The organism is Luteibacter sp. GL_149 (genome assembly GCF_057834065.1).
In genome coordinates this window covers 749,182-764,122 of record NZ_CM174395.1, presented here as the reverse complement: position 1 = coordinate 764,122, position 14,941 = coordinate 749,182, and the positions used below count along the sequence as shown (strand labels likewise).

The following is a 14,941-nucleotide window of genomic DNA, read 5'->3' as shown; positions in this document are numbered from 1 at the left end:
CATGTCGTCCGCACGTCCGCAATTCCTCGCCGAAGTTCATCCCGACACGGCTCGCATCGTGGCCATGAGTGCCGCCATCGCGCTCAATGCCGCGGTCCTGCTCGCGGCCATGCGCCCTATGGCCGCTGATATATCGCTGATCGAAGTCGCCAGGCCTTTCGCCATCGCATGGCACGAACCGCCGCCGGTCGCGCCGATTCCACCGCCTATCGATCTGAGGCCACTACCGGCGACACCGCACGCGCCAACAGCAGCCGCGACGCCGCATCCCGCGCCCTCCCCCGTTGCCGTGAGTACGCCGACCGACGAAGGCACGATCGCACCTGTTCCCGTTACTCCCTCCATCGCACCGCCCACCGATGCCGCACCCGTCACGGCAGCGCCACTGGCGGGCGTCACGCTCGCCTATGTATCGGCGCCTGCGCCTGCTTACCCGACGATCGCGGTGCGTCGCCATCTCTCCGGCACCGTCGTGCTTCGCGTGCTGGTAGACGAATCGGGCAAGCCGATCGACGTGGTCGTGGAGTCGAGTAGCGGCCACGATGTGCTCGACAAGGCGGCGCGAGAGCAGGTACTTGCGAAATGGACGTTCCAGCCTGCGCAAACCAACGGCCAGCACGTAAAGGCGTGGGCACGCGTGCCCGTTACTTTCGATCTGCGTAGTCTGTAACACGCCTCCTCACCGTCGTCCCCGCGCAGGAACGACGGTGAGGGGGTATTTGATGGTTTCCAGCGGTAGCTGGGTCAGACATGCCGCGCAACGCAACCGTGCACGAGGGACGCCCGTCCCTCGTGCACGGAAAGGGCGTTCAATGCGTCGTCGGCGCCGCCTGCGTGACCACCACCTGCGGACGGCGAGCCGAACGTGCGATCAGCCAGACGATCACCGCCACGAGCAGTACCGGCGCAAGCAACGGCAGCATCGCGATGGCCACGATCGGGCCGGCGATCAGCAGGGCCAATCCGCCGAACAGCACGCCGAGCACACTACCGATAATGCTGAACACGCCGCCGATGATGCCGAAGGCGAGCTTGAACACCGCGCCGATCAGCGCGAAGACCAACCAGAACGAAACGACAAGCATAACGAGCGCGGTAAAGACGATCATCGGTATTCCTCCAACGAAAGACGCCAACCAACCCGTGCGTCCGGTACAGCTTCGATGCACGGGCCGCGAGAAGAGTTTAAAGGCGATTTCATCAAGGAATACTCCCGATTCGGCCTTGGGGTTACGCCCGTTTAACGGCCAGCATGGTCCACTCCCGCCCATCAAGGTTTGGGGCGGCCCTTATGGGAAATCGTTCATCCGTCATCAGAACCCTGCGTGATGTCGCATTCGACTGTAGCGGAGGGCAACATCCCGATCTCGCCCTTATGGGACGGGAGCTCGGGCGTGTGATCCACAGCCGTAGCGGCGAGCTGGATGCCGCGCTGGGTACGCTGCGCGAACGCCGTCGCGGCTTCGAGCGCTGGCTGGTGGCCGAACGCGCGAAGCCCGGCATCAGCGTGCTCGTCATGGCGTGGCCGGCCAACTACGCCACGCCCGTGCACGACCACGGCGGACTGTGGGGTCTGGAGGCCGCGATTTCGGGTGCGCTCGAAGTCGAATCCTTTCTGCACGATCCGGTCGACCGCTCGCTGCGCAGCCAGGGCCGCACCTGGCTTGGCCCCGGCGATGCCACGTGGTTCGACGCCACCGAAACGCATACGCACCGCTGTCGCAATTTGTCGCGGCAGGAAACCGCGCTGACGCTTCACGTGTATGGTGGCGATCTGGCACAGTACCTCGCGTACGAGCAACCGGGCCCATCCGGGCACTGGATCGCTCGTCCTCGGCATTCGGAAATAGCCGGACGCCTGACGGCCTGACCAGGAAAAGCGTCAACGACCGCCACGGGGCGAAGGATCAAACATGTTTCGAAAGGTCGCCATCATCGGCGGCGGCGCTGCGGCCGCAACGCTGGTGAGCGAATTGCTGGAACGGCGTACGACCCAGCCGTTACATCTTTACTGGTACACCGGCGCCGGTTCGGGCCGCGGCATCGCTTATGGCACGCGGTCCCCGCACCATCTGCTGAACGTGCGCGCCGCGTCGATGGGTATGTTCGCGAGCAAGCCGCAGGGCTTCCTCGAATACGCCCAGGCGGCGGACCCGACGGTTTCCGGTTCGGATTTCCTGCCGCGTCGCCTTTACGGCGAATACCTGGAATCGCGTGTCGCGCAGGCGATGACCAAGGCATCGGCTTCGGGGCATGAAGTCAGCCAGATTCCCTTTACGGTCGACTCGCTGGTACCCGAGCCCAATGGCGTCACGGTCGGCTATGGCGACGAGTCCACCCAGGCCGACGCCGCCGTGCTGGCCATCGGCTCGCTGCCGCCACGCTCGCTGCCCGGCGTCGACGCCGATGCCATCGCCAGCGGCCGCTATATCACCGATCCCTGGCCGTTCCTGGCGAACGCCGAACCCGACGAGCGCCCTCTTCGCGTGCTGGTCATCGGGCTTGGCCTGACCGCCGTCGACGTGCTGCTCGATCTCTCCGAGCGCTGGCCCAACGCGACATTCACCGCGTTGTCGCGCCACGGCCTGCTGCCCGAAGCGCATCTCGGTGCCGCGTCGGCACCGGCAGGCGATGGGGCGGAACTGGTCGAAGCACTGGAAGATGATCCGAATATCCGCGTGTGGATCGCCCGTCTGCGCGAAGCGACGGAGCACGCCGACGACTGGCGCGTCGTCACGGACAGCCTGCGGCCGGTGACGTCGAAACTCTGGACGCTGTTGCCCGACGAGCAGCGCTCGCGCTTCCTGCGTCACGCACGCTGGGCATGGGAACGTGCCCGCCACCGTATGCCGCCCCAGGTTGCCGAAAGCATCGCCGCCATGGAAAAAACCGGTCGCTTCCTCCGCGGTCGCGGCCGGATGCAGACGGTGAAGCTCGCCGACGATGGCTCGCTGTCCGTCACGCGCGTCAAGCCGGGCGGCGTGACGGAAACCGCCCGCTTCGATGTCGTCGTGCAAACGGTCGGCCTCAACACCGACACGCTGCGTACCGAGCACCCGCTCGTGCGCCAGCTGGTAACCAACGGGCATGCCAGGCCCGAAGCACTGGGCCTGGGCTTTGCGGCACAGGCCAACGGCGCCCTGCTGGACAGTGACGGCAAGCCACGCCCGAACCTGTTCGCCATCGGCACGCTGCTGCGCGGGGCGCTGTGGGAGTCCACGGCGATGCCCGAAATCCGCGTGCAGGCGCGCAATCTGGCCGATACGCTGCTGCGCGATCAGGGATGATCGTGACGTACAAGCGAGCCGGGCTCCGGTGGAGCACCATGCAAGACCACCGGAACATCACATAGCCGCGGCGATAGTGGCACCCCGGCTCAGAAACGAGAGGATCGCAGCATGCGTGCCGATATCGAAGAAGGCTTCATGGTGTTCATCGCCGACGGACAGGATGGCATCGGATCGGTGCGCCAGCTCAAGCGCGACACCGACGAATTGGTCGTCTACATCGAGAACGCCGGCGACTTCGTCGTACCGGCTTCGGCTGTCGCGGAAGTGCATTCGGGCAAGGTGATCCTCAACCTGCATCACCTCGGCGCCGATCTGCGCGAAGCCATCCGCCACGCACGGGATTCCGAATACCCGCACTGACGGGTTTCTACCGCGCGGGTAGGAACGGTGTCACCTTACGTTCGAGCAGCCGCACGAGTTCGGGCTGCATGAATTCGTAATCGTCGGGAATATCCAGACAGACGACGCGTGTCCCGCCGAGGCTGGCGCGGAATTTTTCCGCCAGCTTACGGCGATGACTTTTCTCCATCACGAAAATCAGGTCGGCCCATTGCACGAGTTCGTTCGACACCGGCATGTCGGCATCGTGTTTCAGACCCGCCGAGGCGACCTCGATACCGGGCCAGTCCGCGAAGACCTGTTCCGCTGTCGGACTGCGCAGGCGGTTCTGTCCGCAGACGAAAAGAATGGTTTGCATAACGAACTCTCAGAACCCTTCCAGCACCACCTTGCCGATTGCGCCCGCGCTTTCCAGATGCGCATGCGCCCTGCGCAGATTCGCCGCGTCGATCTTTCCGTAGTTCTCCCGCATGGTGCTGCGCAGGACACCCGCGTCGACGAGATCGGCGACTTCGTTAAGGATCTTGTGCTGCCGGATCATGTCCTCGGTTCGGAACAGCGAACGGGTGAACATCGATTCCCAATGCAGCGAGATGCTCTTGCGCTTCAGTGCCGTGATGTCGAGCGGTTCGGCGGGATCGTCGATGAGACCGAGCTTGCCCTGCGGCTTCAGCAGTTCGACAAGCGCGGCGTAGTGCTTCTCGGTATGCGTGAGGCTCATGACGTAGTCGACGCCTTCCGGCGCCACCGCGCGTACCTCGTCGCCGAGCGGCTTGCTGTGGTCGACGACATGATGCGCGCCGAGTTGCGTGACCCAGTCGCGCGTTTCCGCGCGCGATGCCGTGCCGATGACGGTGAGACCGGTGAGCCGGCGAGCGAACTGCACGGCCATGGAGCCGACGCCACCGGCTGCCCCGACGACCAGCAACGTGCCGGCCTTGCCCTGGGTGCCGGGCGCGACGCCCAGGCGATCGAACAACAGCTCCCATGCCGTCAGCGATGTAAGCGGCATCGCGGCGGCTTCGGCGAAACCGAGTGTCGACGGCTTGCGGCCCACGATGCGCTCGTCGACGAGATGAAGTTCGCTGTTCGCGCCCGGCCGGTCGATCGCGCCGGCATAGAACACGGCATCGCCTTTCCTGAACAGCGTGACTTCGGGACCGGTCGCTACGACGGTACCGGCGACGTCCCATCCGAGCACCTTGTCGGCGCCTTCGGGATCCATGCGCTGACGGACTTTCGTGTCGACCGGATTGACCGAGATGGCTTCGACGCGGACCAGCAGGTCGCGCCCCTGCGCCACGGGCCCGGACAGTTCGACGTCGATCAGGCTGTCCTCGCGATCGATGGACAGCGACTTGCGATAGGCAACGGCTTTCATGCGTCAGCTCCGGGAAGGCTGGGGGGATAAGGTCTCGGCGGATAATGCATCATGCGCATTCGGTTGCGACGGTAGCGCGAGTGTGGCGCCGATCGATGGCCGCGCTACCCAGCGTTACGAGAAGCCCGGCCACCGCGACGGCGGCGCCGGCAAGACTCACGGCAGGCAGGCCATAACCGCCCGCGATGACCATACCGCCGATCCACGCGCCGGCGGCATTGCCGAGATTGAAGGCGGCGATGTTCATCGTCGAGGCCAGATTGGGCGCATCGCCCGACACGTGAACGACGCGCAGTTGCAGCGGAGCGACGGTCGCGAAGGAAACGATGCCCCAGACGAAGACGGTGACGATGGCGGCCAGCGTGTTGTGCATGGTCCAGGCAAAGATCACCATCACCACGGCAAGCACCGCGAGGATGGCGGCCAGCGAGGGCATCAGGCGCCAGTCGGCGAGACGGCCGCCCAGCATGTTGCCGATGGTGGTGCCCAGACCGAACAGGACCAGCACCGCACCGGTGGCATGCGCGCTGATGCCCGCCTGCTCCTGCAGAATCGGCGCGATATAGGTGAATACGGTGAACACGCCGCCGAAGCCGAGGACGGTCATCAGCAGTGCCATCAACACCTGCGGCTCGCGCATGACGCGCATCTCGCGTCCCATGTGCGGTGCTTTCAGGTTCGGCAGCGACGGAACGAAACGGACGACAGCCACCGCGGCGATCACGCCCAGCGCGGTCACGGCCCAGAACGTCGAGCGCCAGCCGGCCCACTGGCCGAGGAGGGTGCCGAAGGGCACGCCGAGCACGTTCGCCAGGGTCAGTCCCGCGAACATCAGCGAAATAGCCCGGGCGCGCTGATTGGCCGGGACCAGATGGGCGGCGACGACCGCGCCGATACCGAAGAACGAACCGTGACAGAACGCCGCGACGACGCGAGCGACCATCAGCATGTTGTATGTGGGCGCCACGGCGCACAGCGCATTGCCCAGGATGAAGACGCCGAGCAGCAGCAACAGCGCGCGCTTGCGCTCCATCTTCGCGGTGGCGGCGGCGAGCAACGGGGCGCCGATGGCCACGCCAAGCGCATAGCCGGAGACGAGAAGTCCCGCGGCGGGAATATCGACGCCGAGATCGCGCGCCACCTCGGGCAGCAGGCCCATGATGACGAACTCGGTGGTACCGATGGCAAAGGCGGCTATCGCCAGTGCCAGCAGGGGAAGGCGGGACGCGTGGGCGTTCATACGATAGGCTCGGGTTGGCGAGCGGGCATTTTCCGCCCCATCGGCTCTTGCACATAGCACGATAACGAACAAACACTCTTGCCGGATTGTTGAAAATGGCACGACCCAGCCCCTCAGACCGACACAGGAACGTGCCCGCATGTGGCTGACGATCATTGCCTTTGCCGCGCTTGGCCTGCACGCAGCGGGCGTTATTGCCGCAATGCATGCGGTCATGCACGTTCGCACGGCCCAGGGCGCCTTCGCCTGGGCACTGGGCCTGGTGTTGCTGCCCTACGTCACGCTGGTGCCTTACCTGTTCCTGGGCGAGAGTCATTTCTCCGGCTACGTGGACCTTCACCGGCAACGCCAGGAACGGCGTTTCGTGCTGTGCAACGGCACGGAATGGCCTGATCGCGGCGCCTATCTGAAGCGGCATGCCGTAGCGAACGACGAACGATATTCCGCCATCGGCAACATGCTCAAGACGGGCATGCACGGCGGTCACGCCCTCACGCTGCTGATCGATGGCGAGGCCGCCTTCGCCTCGATGTTCGACGCGATTGCCCGTGCGGAACACTACGTGCTGCTGCAATTCTTCATCATCCACGACGACGAACTGGGCCGGCGGCTGCAGACGGCGCTGCTCGAACGTGCCGCTGCCGGCATTCCGGTATGCGTGCTCTACGACAGCATCGGCAGCCACGACCTGCCCCGTCACTACGTCGCGCGGCTGCGCGAGGGTGGCGTACAGATCCATCCTTTCGCGACGCGACGCTGGCGCAACCGCTTCCAGCTCAATTTCCGGAATCACCGGAAAGTGCTGGTCGTGGACGGTTACTGCGGTTTTGTCGGCGGCCTGAACGCCGGCGACGAATACCTCGGTCTCAAGCCGCCCCTCGCGCCGTGGCGCGACACCCATATCCGCATCGAAGGTCCCGCCGTCGCGGACCTGTACCGTTCGTTCGCCGAAGACTGGGACTGGGTGACCGGCGAACAGCCACCCTTCCGGCCACCGCACGAACACTGCGGCAATGCGCAGACAATGATCGTCGCCACCGGTCCGGCCGACCGGCAGGAAAGCTGCTCGCTGTTCTTCACCCAGGCCATTCATGCGGCGCGCGAACGCGTATGGATCACCACGCCCTACTTCGTGCCCGACCAGTCGGTGTTCAGCGCGCTACGCCTGGCGGCATTTCGTGGCGTCGACGTGCGCGTCCTCATCCCCTGCCGTCCCGACCACCGCACTGTGTTCATGGCGTCGACGTTGTACGCGCACGAGGCGACGCTCTCCGGCGTGAGGGTATTCCGCTATCGCCCGGGCTTCATTCACCAGAAGGTGATGCTGATCGACTCCGACACCGCGGTCGTGGGCAGCATGAATCTGGACAACCGCTCGTTCCGGCTGAACTTCGAAATCGCTTCGCTGAATGTCGACGAGGCATTCGCCGGCGAGGTCGAGAAGATGCTGACGGAGGATTTTGCGAACGCCGACGAAGTGAATCCGGACGAATACCGGCGGCTGCCGTATCTGCGGCGGGTCGCGTTGCATGTGGCGCGCATGTTCGATCCGGTGCTTTGAGGACACCCGAATCGCGCGCCTGCGCGCGAAACCTACAGGGCGGCGAAGCGGCAACCCCACTTGCCTGAAACGCGTTACTCGTCTCAGATAGACCCCAACAGGTCGAAGAGAACCCCCATGATCCGCACCCTACTGCTGGCCACCGCCATGGCACTGACCACCGCAGCCCACGCCGCTCCCGCCCATTTCGTCTCCCGCCAGTTCGACGTCGACGGCAAGCCGTTCCGCTACCAGGTGTTCGTCCCCGCGGACAATGCGAAAGAAAAGAAGCACCCCGTCGTGCTTTTCCTTCATGGCAGCGGCGAGCGCGGTTCGGACAACCAGAAGCAGATGAGCCAGGGCCTGCCACCGTGGCTGAAACAGCACATGGACTTTCCGGCCGTCGTCGTCATACCGCAGGCACCCGACGACAGCGAGTGGAACGATCCACAGATCGCCGACGCCGCGATGAAAGCGCTGGACCGCAGCGTCAAGGAATTCCATGGCGACCGGCATCGTCTCTATCTGACCGGCCTGTCGATGGGCGGCTTCGGATCGTGGCAGCTAGCCGCCGATCACCCCGGCACGTTCGCCGCCGCCGCGATTATCTGCGGCGGCGTCACGCCGCTCACCGAAGCGCGTGCGCTGTATGTGCGCGGCATTGCGAAAGACGGCGATCCCTTCGCGATCGTGGCGGAGAAAGTGCACGGGCTGCCGGTATGGATATTCCACGGTGCCGACGACAACGTCGTGCCGCCCGAGCAGTCGCGTCAAATGAATGCGGCGCTGAAGGCGCGTAACAGCGAAGTGCGTTACACCGAGTTTCCGGGAGTCAATCACGGTTCGTGGGAGAAGGCATACGCCACGACCGAACTATGGCCGTGGATGTTCTCGCACGCGACACTGTAGGGGGCTTTGGATAAGTCTTTGTAGATTGGTGGGGATGGGGGATGGGGGATGGGAAGTGGGGGCGTGTTCCCGGCGAACGCCTGAGGGGGCGGGTATCGTCCGGCGGAAGCAACCTCCACGTGGCGCTTGTCGTTCCCTCAGGCGTTCGCCGGACCGACGCCCCCACTTCCCATCCCCCATCCCCGCTCTTCATTCATAGCATCCCTAAGACTTACGCAGGCCCGCAAGCGCGTCGCGCAATCCACCGGAGAACATCGCCCAGCCGATGGCGACACCGACCAACGCGCCGGTGAAATCGAAGAAGGTACGCAGGCCGATGGCGTCCGGATCGTGTACGGCGGCCAGCTTCAGGCGGAGCAGTGCCAGCGACTGGAGCGGCGCCACGTTGAAATAAAAGAGGTTCCATATGTCCTGCCCGCCGGCGAGGACGAACGCGAGGACCACCGAGATGGCCAGCTCCTGGCCATGGTGCCAGCCGTTTCGCTTGCCGTAGGCGTGTATCAGCACATACATCGCGATGCCGACGGCAAGCGCGATGGCGCCGGCCTGCAACGCGCCGACCATTCCATACCCCATCCACGACCTGTCGTACGGCATTCATGAACTCTTAGCGGCTGAGGCAAGCGTCCATTATGCCTGCCGCGCCACACCGGCGGAGCGCCCGAAACGCAGGTACAGGGACGCGGCGAGCAATGCGGCAGCGACGGAGCAGCCGCTGGCGAGCAGGAAAATCGCGGGATAGTCGTAATGTCCCGCGACCCAGCCGCCGATCGGCCCGGTCAGGCCAAGCGCCACGTCCAGGAAAACCGAATAAGCGCCTAGCGCCGCACCGCGGTTATGCGTGCTGACGCGCCCCACCGCTTCGACGCCGAGCGCGGGGAACACCAGTGCGAAGCCCGAACCGGTCATGGCCGCGCCGATCAGTGCCGCCATCGGCGTGGTGGCCTGCCAGAGCAGCACCAGACCCACGCATTCGACGAGCAGGGAAATCACGGCGACGCGATAGCCGCCGAAGCGGTTGATGGCGTTGCCGAAGATCAGGCGCATGCCGATGAAGCAGCCGCCGAAGACGGATAGCGACAGCGCCGCATCGGGCCACTGGCGACTGCTGTAGTACAGCGCGACGAAGGTCGACAGCACGCCGAAGCCGATCGAACCCAGTGCCAGACCGGCGCCATAGGGCAGCACGCGCGCCAGCACGCTGCGGAACGGCAGACGCTCGCCCGCCGACGGCGCGACCTTGCGCTTCCACATCGCGAACGGCAATGCCAGTGCGCCGAGAGCGAAGGTCAGGATGCCCAGCGATATCACGCCGTAATCGCGCGCCAGCGTGACGCCCAGCGGCGCACCTACCGCGATACCGCCGTAGGTAGCGATGCCGTTCCAGGAAATGACGCGCGCCGTATGTTCGCCGCCGATGCCGCCGATGCCCCAGGTGATGGACCCTGTGCTGACCCAGCTTTCCGCGAAACCGAGCGCCAGCCGGCTGCACAGCAGCAAGGCCAGCGATGCGGCGGGTAACGACTGTGCCAATGCGCAACCGACGAGGAATACGCCGCTCAATGCCAGCGCCCCCAGACCGAAACAGACCGTTTTCTTCGGCCCGACCACATCGGCCCAGCGACCGGCGTGCGGTCGGCTGAGCAGGGTCGCAAGATATTGCACGCTCACCGCCAGCCCAGCCCAGACCGTGGCGTAGCCGAGATCCAGATGCACGAAACCCGGAATCACCGCGAGCGGGATGCCGATGTTTAGGTAGCAGACGAAGGAGAAAACGACGGCGGACAGGATGCGCGCGGTAACGGCGAAACGCCGGCCGCGATGGGGGACCAGATCGGGGAGCGCGGAGGGGGACATGGGAGGGGCTTTTGGCGCGGGGACTCCGTAATTGTAGGCCAGTCGTGGCGATCCTGCTGCGTCGCAACATCGCACGACAACCGCTACCGCTTTCCTGTAGGAGCCCGCTTGCGGGCGAAAGCCAACAGGGCGAGGAAGACGGATACTCACATCCGCAAGCCCGATGCATCGGCTGCGGACGCAGTCCACAGCGTTACCGCTACGTTGGCCTTCGCCCGCAAGCGGGCTCCTACACAGATCGCGAGCAGGCTGTTACAAATCCACCGGCTGCCCGCTACGCAACGACTCCCGCAACGCCACGGCAATCCGCGTCGCCTCCACCGCGTCGTCGATAGTCAGCTCGAACGGTGTCTCGTCCAGCACGGCATCGACGAAATGCCTGGCCTGCGTCACGAATGCCGGGGCGAAACGTTCGTAGAACGACGGCACAACGGTATTGCGCACGCCCGCCGCATCGGAAATCTCCACGCGATCCGCACGCGGATTGCGTCCGATACTCACCTTTCCGGCGGTACCCACCACATCGGTATGCGTGTCGTGACCGTGCGCCTGCGTGCGCGAGGCGTAGAACATCGCCATCCGGCCGTCCGCGAATTCGCAGATCGCCACGCCGTTGTCGACATCGCCCATGGCTTCCAGCGGCGGATACATCGCCACCGTCCCCGTCGAATAAACGCGTTTCGCGGCCGGGCGACCCAGCAACCAGCGCGCGAGATCGATATCGTGCACGCTGCAATCGAGGAAGATGCCACCGCTGGTCGGCGCGAATTCCAGAAACGCACCGCTCGGATCGGCCAGGTCGGTGGTCTGCGAATAAATCATGAAGGGTCGACCGATACCGCCCGCCTCGATGTGGCGCGCGGCGTTCCGGTAACTCTCGTCGAAGCGGCGCACGAAACCGACCATCGCACGCGGCGCGCTCTTCGCCGCATGTTTCGCGACACGGCGGCAGTCGTCTAGATCAAGCGAAAGTGGCTTCTCGCAGAACACATGCTTGCCGGCATCCAGTGCCTGCTCGATCTGCGTGGCGTGCAACGACGTCGGGGTGACGAGAAAAACCGCGTCGATGGCATCGTCGGCGAGCATTGCTTCGAAGCTGTCGTACACCTTCGCGTCGCCCAATGCCTCGCTGGCCCAGGCACGTTCGGCTTCCAGCGGGCTGGATACCGCCACCAGCGAGGCGCGCGGCACCGCACGCGCGAGGTTTTCCGCATAGCGGCGTCCAAGCCTGCCCAGGCCCGCCAGACCGATGCGCAGCGTTTGCTTGCTCATGACTGTCTCCGCCTCAGACCGAACATTCGAGGGCACGACCTTCGCGCCAGGAACGCGCCGCCAGTTCGGCAAGTTCCAGCGCCTTGATGCCGTCGGCAATAGTCGTGCGCACGGGCGATCCATCGGTCAGCGCATCGAAGAAATGCGCGATCTCCAGCGCATACGCCTCGCGATAGCGCTGCAGGAAGAAATGCTCGGGCAAGTCCGTGCTGATGGCTTTGCCGGTAAAGGCGATCACTTCGGTCGGCTTCGCATGCCCGGCCTGCAACATGCCGCCACTGCCCAGCACCTCGAAGCGCTGGTCGTATCCGTAAGCGGCGCGGCGCGATGTGTTGATCTGGCAGATACGGCCGCTGCGCGTGCGGATCGTGACCGCTGTGGTGTCGATGTCGCCGGCTTCCGCGATGGCCGGATCGCTCAGACAGCTACCGGTCGCGTGGATGCTCACGGCTTCGTCGTCGAGGATCCAGCGGAAGATGTCGAAATCGTGGATCAGCATGTCCTTGAAGATGCCGCCGGACGATTTGATGTAACTGACCGGTGGAGCGCCGGGATCGCGGCTGGTGACGATCAGTACTTCGGGCGTGCCGACTTCGCCCGCTACCAACCGGCTCTTCAGTGCCGAGAACGTGGGATCGAAACGTCGCTGGAAACCGATCATGCAGACGACGCCCGCCTTCTCGACCGCCGCGGCGCACGCACGCGCGCGATCGAGATCCAGATCGACCGGCTTTTCGCAGAATATGGCCTTGCCCGCGGCGGCGGCGCGCTGCATCAGGTCGGCGTGCGTATCGGTGCTGGAGCCGATGACGACGGCGCCGATCGACTTATCGTTCATGACCTGGTCGACACTGGCCACGTCGGCGCCGTGCAGATCCGCCAGTTCGCGTGCCGCTGTCTCGTTGACGTCCACCACGTAGCGCAGATGCGCCTGCGGGTGTCGGGCGACGTTGCCGGCGTGAATTTTACCGATGCGTCCGGCACCGAAAACGGCTACTTCAATCATCGTATTCTCCTCGGGATAGGGTTTCTTCGACGGTCAATTCGAGTTTGTAGGCCAGCGCGACGAACAGCGCCTGGCAGAGACAGATGGTGCTGGTGAGTCCGCGGAAGGCGAATGCGCTGCCCTCCTTCACCTTGAGCACGACGCTGGCGTGGCGGCCGAGCGGGCCAAGATCGCTCTCGGTAATCGCCAGCACATTGGCCTTGTGCTGCTGCGCGACGCGCATCGCGTAAAGCGTTTCCTTGCCGTACGGCGGAAAGCTGATCGCGATCATCGCGTCGCCCTTGCCAATGCTGCGCAACTGTTCGCGATACATACCGCCCAGACCGCTGACCAGATGCACATGCTTCGTCGTGTGCTGCAGTGCGTAAGCGATATATGTTGCGATGGCGAAGGAGCGGCGCACGCCGACCACGTAAATATTTTCGGCCGCCGAAAGCATATCGACCGCGGCCTGGAAGCGCGTCTCGTCCAGCTCGGCGGACAGTTCGTCCAGGCCCGCCTTGCTGGCTTCGATGAAGCGCGAAGCGATCTCGACGGCGGGGAGCTTGTCCGGACGTCCCTTGATCACGCTACGGATGCGCTGCTGGTAGCTGCGTGCGGGCGCGGCCTGTTCGGTATAGGCGTCGCGGAACACCGCCTGCATCTCGGTAAAGCCCGAATAGCCGAAACGCTGGGCGAAGCGGACCACGGCCGAGGCGTGAACGCCGCAGCCTTCCGCAATCTCATTGACCCGCTGGACCATGATGCTGGTCCGATGCTCCTCGAGATACCGCGCCACGCCCTGCAACTGGCGCGGCAATGCCTCGAACTCAGCCCCGATGCGCTCCATCAGGACATCCACGTCGCTGCGCTTGGCCATTCTTCGTTCTCCATCCCACCAGCGACGCATTGAAACACGCGGTGGAATGTTTTTTCCATTTCTTTTTATTGTGCAATGCAAGTTGCAAGAGCCCGAAAGGCGTGCCTATGCTGATATCCGAACTCAACACAGCGGTCGGCAACACGGACCGCGTCGCAACGACACTCACCCGACGGCCTTCATTGGCCGGTGAACCGTGGAGGCACTATGCGATTCAACACGTTCTACGCCCTGTCGGCGGCAGCCCTTATTTTCGGCGTCGCATCCTCCGCGGTCAGCGCGGCACCCGGCGACCGCTACGTCCTGGTCACCCACGCCGCCGATTCGGATTCGTGGTGGAACACCATCAAGAACTCGATCAGGCAGGCCAGCGAAGACTTCGGTGTCGAAGTCGACTACCGCAATCCGCCGAATGGCGATCTTTCCGATATGGCCCGCCTGCTCGAACAGGCCGCGGCGCGCAATTACAGCGGCGTCGCCTTCGATATCGCCGATTTCAACGTGCTGCAGAAATCCGCCGCGCGCGTCACCGCCAAGGGCATTCCGGTCGTGACGATCAACTCGGGCACCGCCGAGGAAAGCAAGAAGCTCGGCGCCATCATGCATATCGGCCAGCCCGAATACGACGCCGGCAAGGCCGCCGGCGAACGTGCCAAGGCCGCGGGCATCACGTCCTTCGTCTGCGTGAACCACTACGCGACGAACCAGGCGTCGTTCCAGCGCTGCCAGGGTTTCGCGGACGCCATCGGTGCCAACATGCGCAAGTCGATGATCGACAGCGGCATGGACCCCACCGTCGTCGCCAGCAAGGTCAACGCCTATCTACGCAATAACCCGAAGACACAGGCTGTACTCGCCCTAGGCCCCAACGCCGCCGAGCCGACCATCCAGGTACTGGAAAAGATGGGCCTGAACGGCAAAACCTACTTCGCCACGTTCGATCTTTCGCCCGCGATCATCCAGGGCATCAAGCGCGGCACCGTCACCTTCGCGATCGACCAGCAGCCGTATCTTCAGGGTTATATGGGTATCGCGGCGCTCGTCATCGCGCACGACCAGAAGACGAACGATCCGGCGAAGATCATCGCGGCGCTGAAAGCCAATCCGAAGTTCCAGGCGCGTCTGAAGGAATACGACCTCAAGCCGGTGTATAGCGCGACCGGCGTCAGCTCGGGCCCCGCCTTCGTCACCAAGGACAACGTCGCCACTGTCGAGAAGTACGCCGGTCAGTACCGCTGATCGGTCGGA

General features: G+C 64.4%; 16 protein-coding genes. 7 read left to right on the top strand and 9 right to left on the bottom strand.

What is annotated here, in order from left to right; genetic code table 11:
• Nucleotide 1: 1 nt before the first annotated feature.
• Nucleotides 2–670: an energy transducer TonB gene (locus AC3IR3_RS03410; protein ID WP_489195624.1), complete on the top strand. Its 669-nt coding sequence runs from the start codon at nt 2–4 to the stop codon at nt 668–670.
• A gap of 139 nt (nt 671–809) precedes the next feature.
• Here the strand turns inward: AC3IR3_RS03410 and AC3IR3_RS03405 are convergent, their stop codons facing one another.
• Entirely contained in the window at nt 810–1,109 is a 300-nt protein-coding gene (locus tag AC3IR3_RS03405; RefSeq protein ID WP_489195623.1) for a hypothetical protein, read from the bottom strand.
• A gap of 287 nt (nt 1,110–1,396) precedes the next feature.
• Between AC3IR3_RS03405 and AC3IR3_RS03400 the strand changes: the two genes are divergently transcribed.
• The 3 genes from AC3IR3_RS03400 (at nt 1,397) to AC3IR3_RS03390 (ending at nt 3,650) form a co-directional block, all read left to right on the top strand.
• Entirely contained in the window at nt 1,397–1,870 is a 474-nt protein-coding gene (locus AC3IR3_RS03400) for a cysteine dioxygenase (RefSeq protein ID WP_489195622.1), read from the top strand.
• A 43-nt stretch (nt 1,871–1,913) separates the two neighbouring features.
• Entirely contained in the window at nt 1,914–3,287 is a 1,374-nt protein-coding gene (locus tag AC3IR3_RS03395; RefSeq protein WP_489195621.1) for an FAD/NAD(P)-binding protein, read from the top strand.
• 111 nt (nt 3,288–3,398) lie between these two features.
• Nucleotides 3,399–3,650, top strand: coding sequence for a hypothetical protein (locus AC3IR3_RS03390; RefSeq protein WP_132142122.1), 252 nt, complete (start codon nt 3,399–3,401; stop codon nt 3,648–3,650).
• Between the two features lie 7 nt (nt 3,651–3,657).
• Here the strand turns inward: AC3IR3_RS03390 and AC3IR3_RS03385 are convergent, their stop codons facing one another.
• The 3 genes from AC3IR3_RS03385 to AC3IR3_RS03375 are packed head-to-tail and all read right to left on the bottom strand — an operon-like array spanning nt 3,658 to nt 6,250.
• On the bottom strand, nt 3,658–3,987 hold the full coding sequence (locus tag AC3IR3_RS03385) for a low molecular weight protein tyrosine phosphatase family protein (protein ID WP_489195620.1): 330 nt from the start codon (nt 3,985–3,987) through the stop codon (nt 3,658–3,660).
• Between the two features lie 9 nt (nt 3,988–3,996).
• Nucleotides 3,997–5,010, bottom strand: coding sequence for a zinc-binding alcohol dehydrogenase family protein (locus AC3IR3_RS03380; RefSeq protein WP_489195619.1), 1,014 nt, complete (start codon nt 5,008–5,010; stop codon nt 3,997–3,999).
• 49 nt (nt 5,011–5,059) lie between these two features.
• A complete protein-coding gene (locus AC3IR3_RS03375; protein WP_489195618.1) occupies nt 5,060–6,250 on the bottom strand; it encodes an MFS transporter in 1,191 nt (396 codons plus the stop codon).
• 139 nt (nt 6,251–6,389) lie between these two features.
• Between AC3IR3_RS03375 and cls the strand changes: the two genes are divergently transcribed.
• Nucleotides 6,390–7,811 (top strand): cardiolipin synthase, encoded by a 1,422-nt coding sequence (gene cls / locus AC3IR3_RS03370; RefSeq protein ID WP_489195617.1) that lies wholly within the window; start codon nt 6,390–6,392, stop codon nt 7,809–7,811.
• Between the two features lie 117 nt (nt 7,812–7,928).
• Nucleotides 7,929–8,699: a carboxylesterase family protein gene (locus AC3IR3_RS03365; protein WP_489195616.1), complete on the top strand. Its 771-nt coding sequence runs from the start codon at nt 7,929–7,931 to the stop codon at nt 8,697–8,699.
• A gap of 204 nt (nt 8,700–8,903) precedes the next feature.
• Here AC3IR3_RS03365 and AC3IR3_RS03360 read toward each other — a convergent pair whose 3' ends face one another.
• The 5 genes from AC3IR3_RS03360 to AC3IR3_RS03340 form a co-directional block, all read right to left on the bottom strand.
• Nucleotides 8,904–9,296 carry a hypothetical protein gene (locus tag AC3IR3_RS03360; protein WP_489195615.1) on the bottom strand — a complete coding sequence of 131 codons (393 nt, stop codon included), beginning with the start codon at nt 9,294–9,296 and terminating at the stop codon, nt 8,904–8,906.
• A 33-nt stretch (nt 9,297–9,329) separates the two neighbouring features.
• On the bottom strand, nt 9,330–10,556 hold the full coding sequence (locus tag AC3IR3_RS03355; protein ID WP_489195614.1) for an MFS transporter: 1,227 nt from the start codon (nt 10,554–10,556) through the stop codon (nt 9,330–9,332).
• A 252-nt stretch (nt 10,557–10,808) separates the two neighbouring features.
• On the bottom strand, nt 10,809–11,828 hold the full coding sequence (locus tag AC3IR3_RS03350) for a Gfo/Idh/MocA family oxidoreductase (RefSeq protein ID WP_489195613.1): 1,020 nt from the start codon (nt 11,826–11,828) through the stop codon (nt 10,809–10,811).
• 13 nt (nt 11,829–11,841) lie between these two features.
• A complete protein-coding gene (gene iolG, locus AC3IR3_RS03345) occupies nt 11,842–12,834 on the bottom strand; it encodes an inositol 2-dehydrogenase (protein ID WP_489195612.1) in 993 nt (330 codons plus the stop codon).
• Nucleotides 12,827–13,693 (bottom strand): MurR/RpiR family transcriptional regulator, encoded by an 867-nt coding sequence (locus AC3IR3_RS03340; RefSeq protein WP_132142131.1) that lies wholly within the window; start codon nt 13,691–13,693, stop codon nt 12,827–12,829. The genes iolG and AC3IR3_RS03340 overlap by 8 nt, the downstream gene beginning before the upstream one ends.
• 207 nt (nt 13,694–13,900) lie before the next feature.
• Between AC3IR3_RS03340 and AC3IR3_RS03335 the strand changes: the two genes are divergently transcribed.
• On the top strand, nt 13,901–14,932 hold the full coding sequence (locus AC3IR3_RS03335; protein WP_489195611.1) for a sugar ABC transporter substrate-binding protein: 1,032 nt from the start codon (nt 13,901–13,903) through the stop codon (nt 14,930–14,932).
• Nucleotides 14,933–14,941 lie beyond the last annotated feature (9 nt).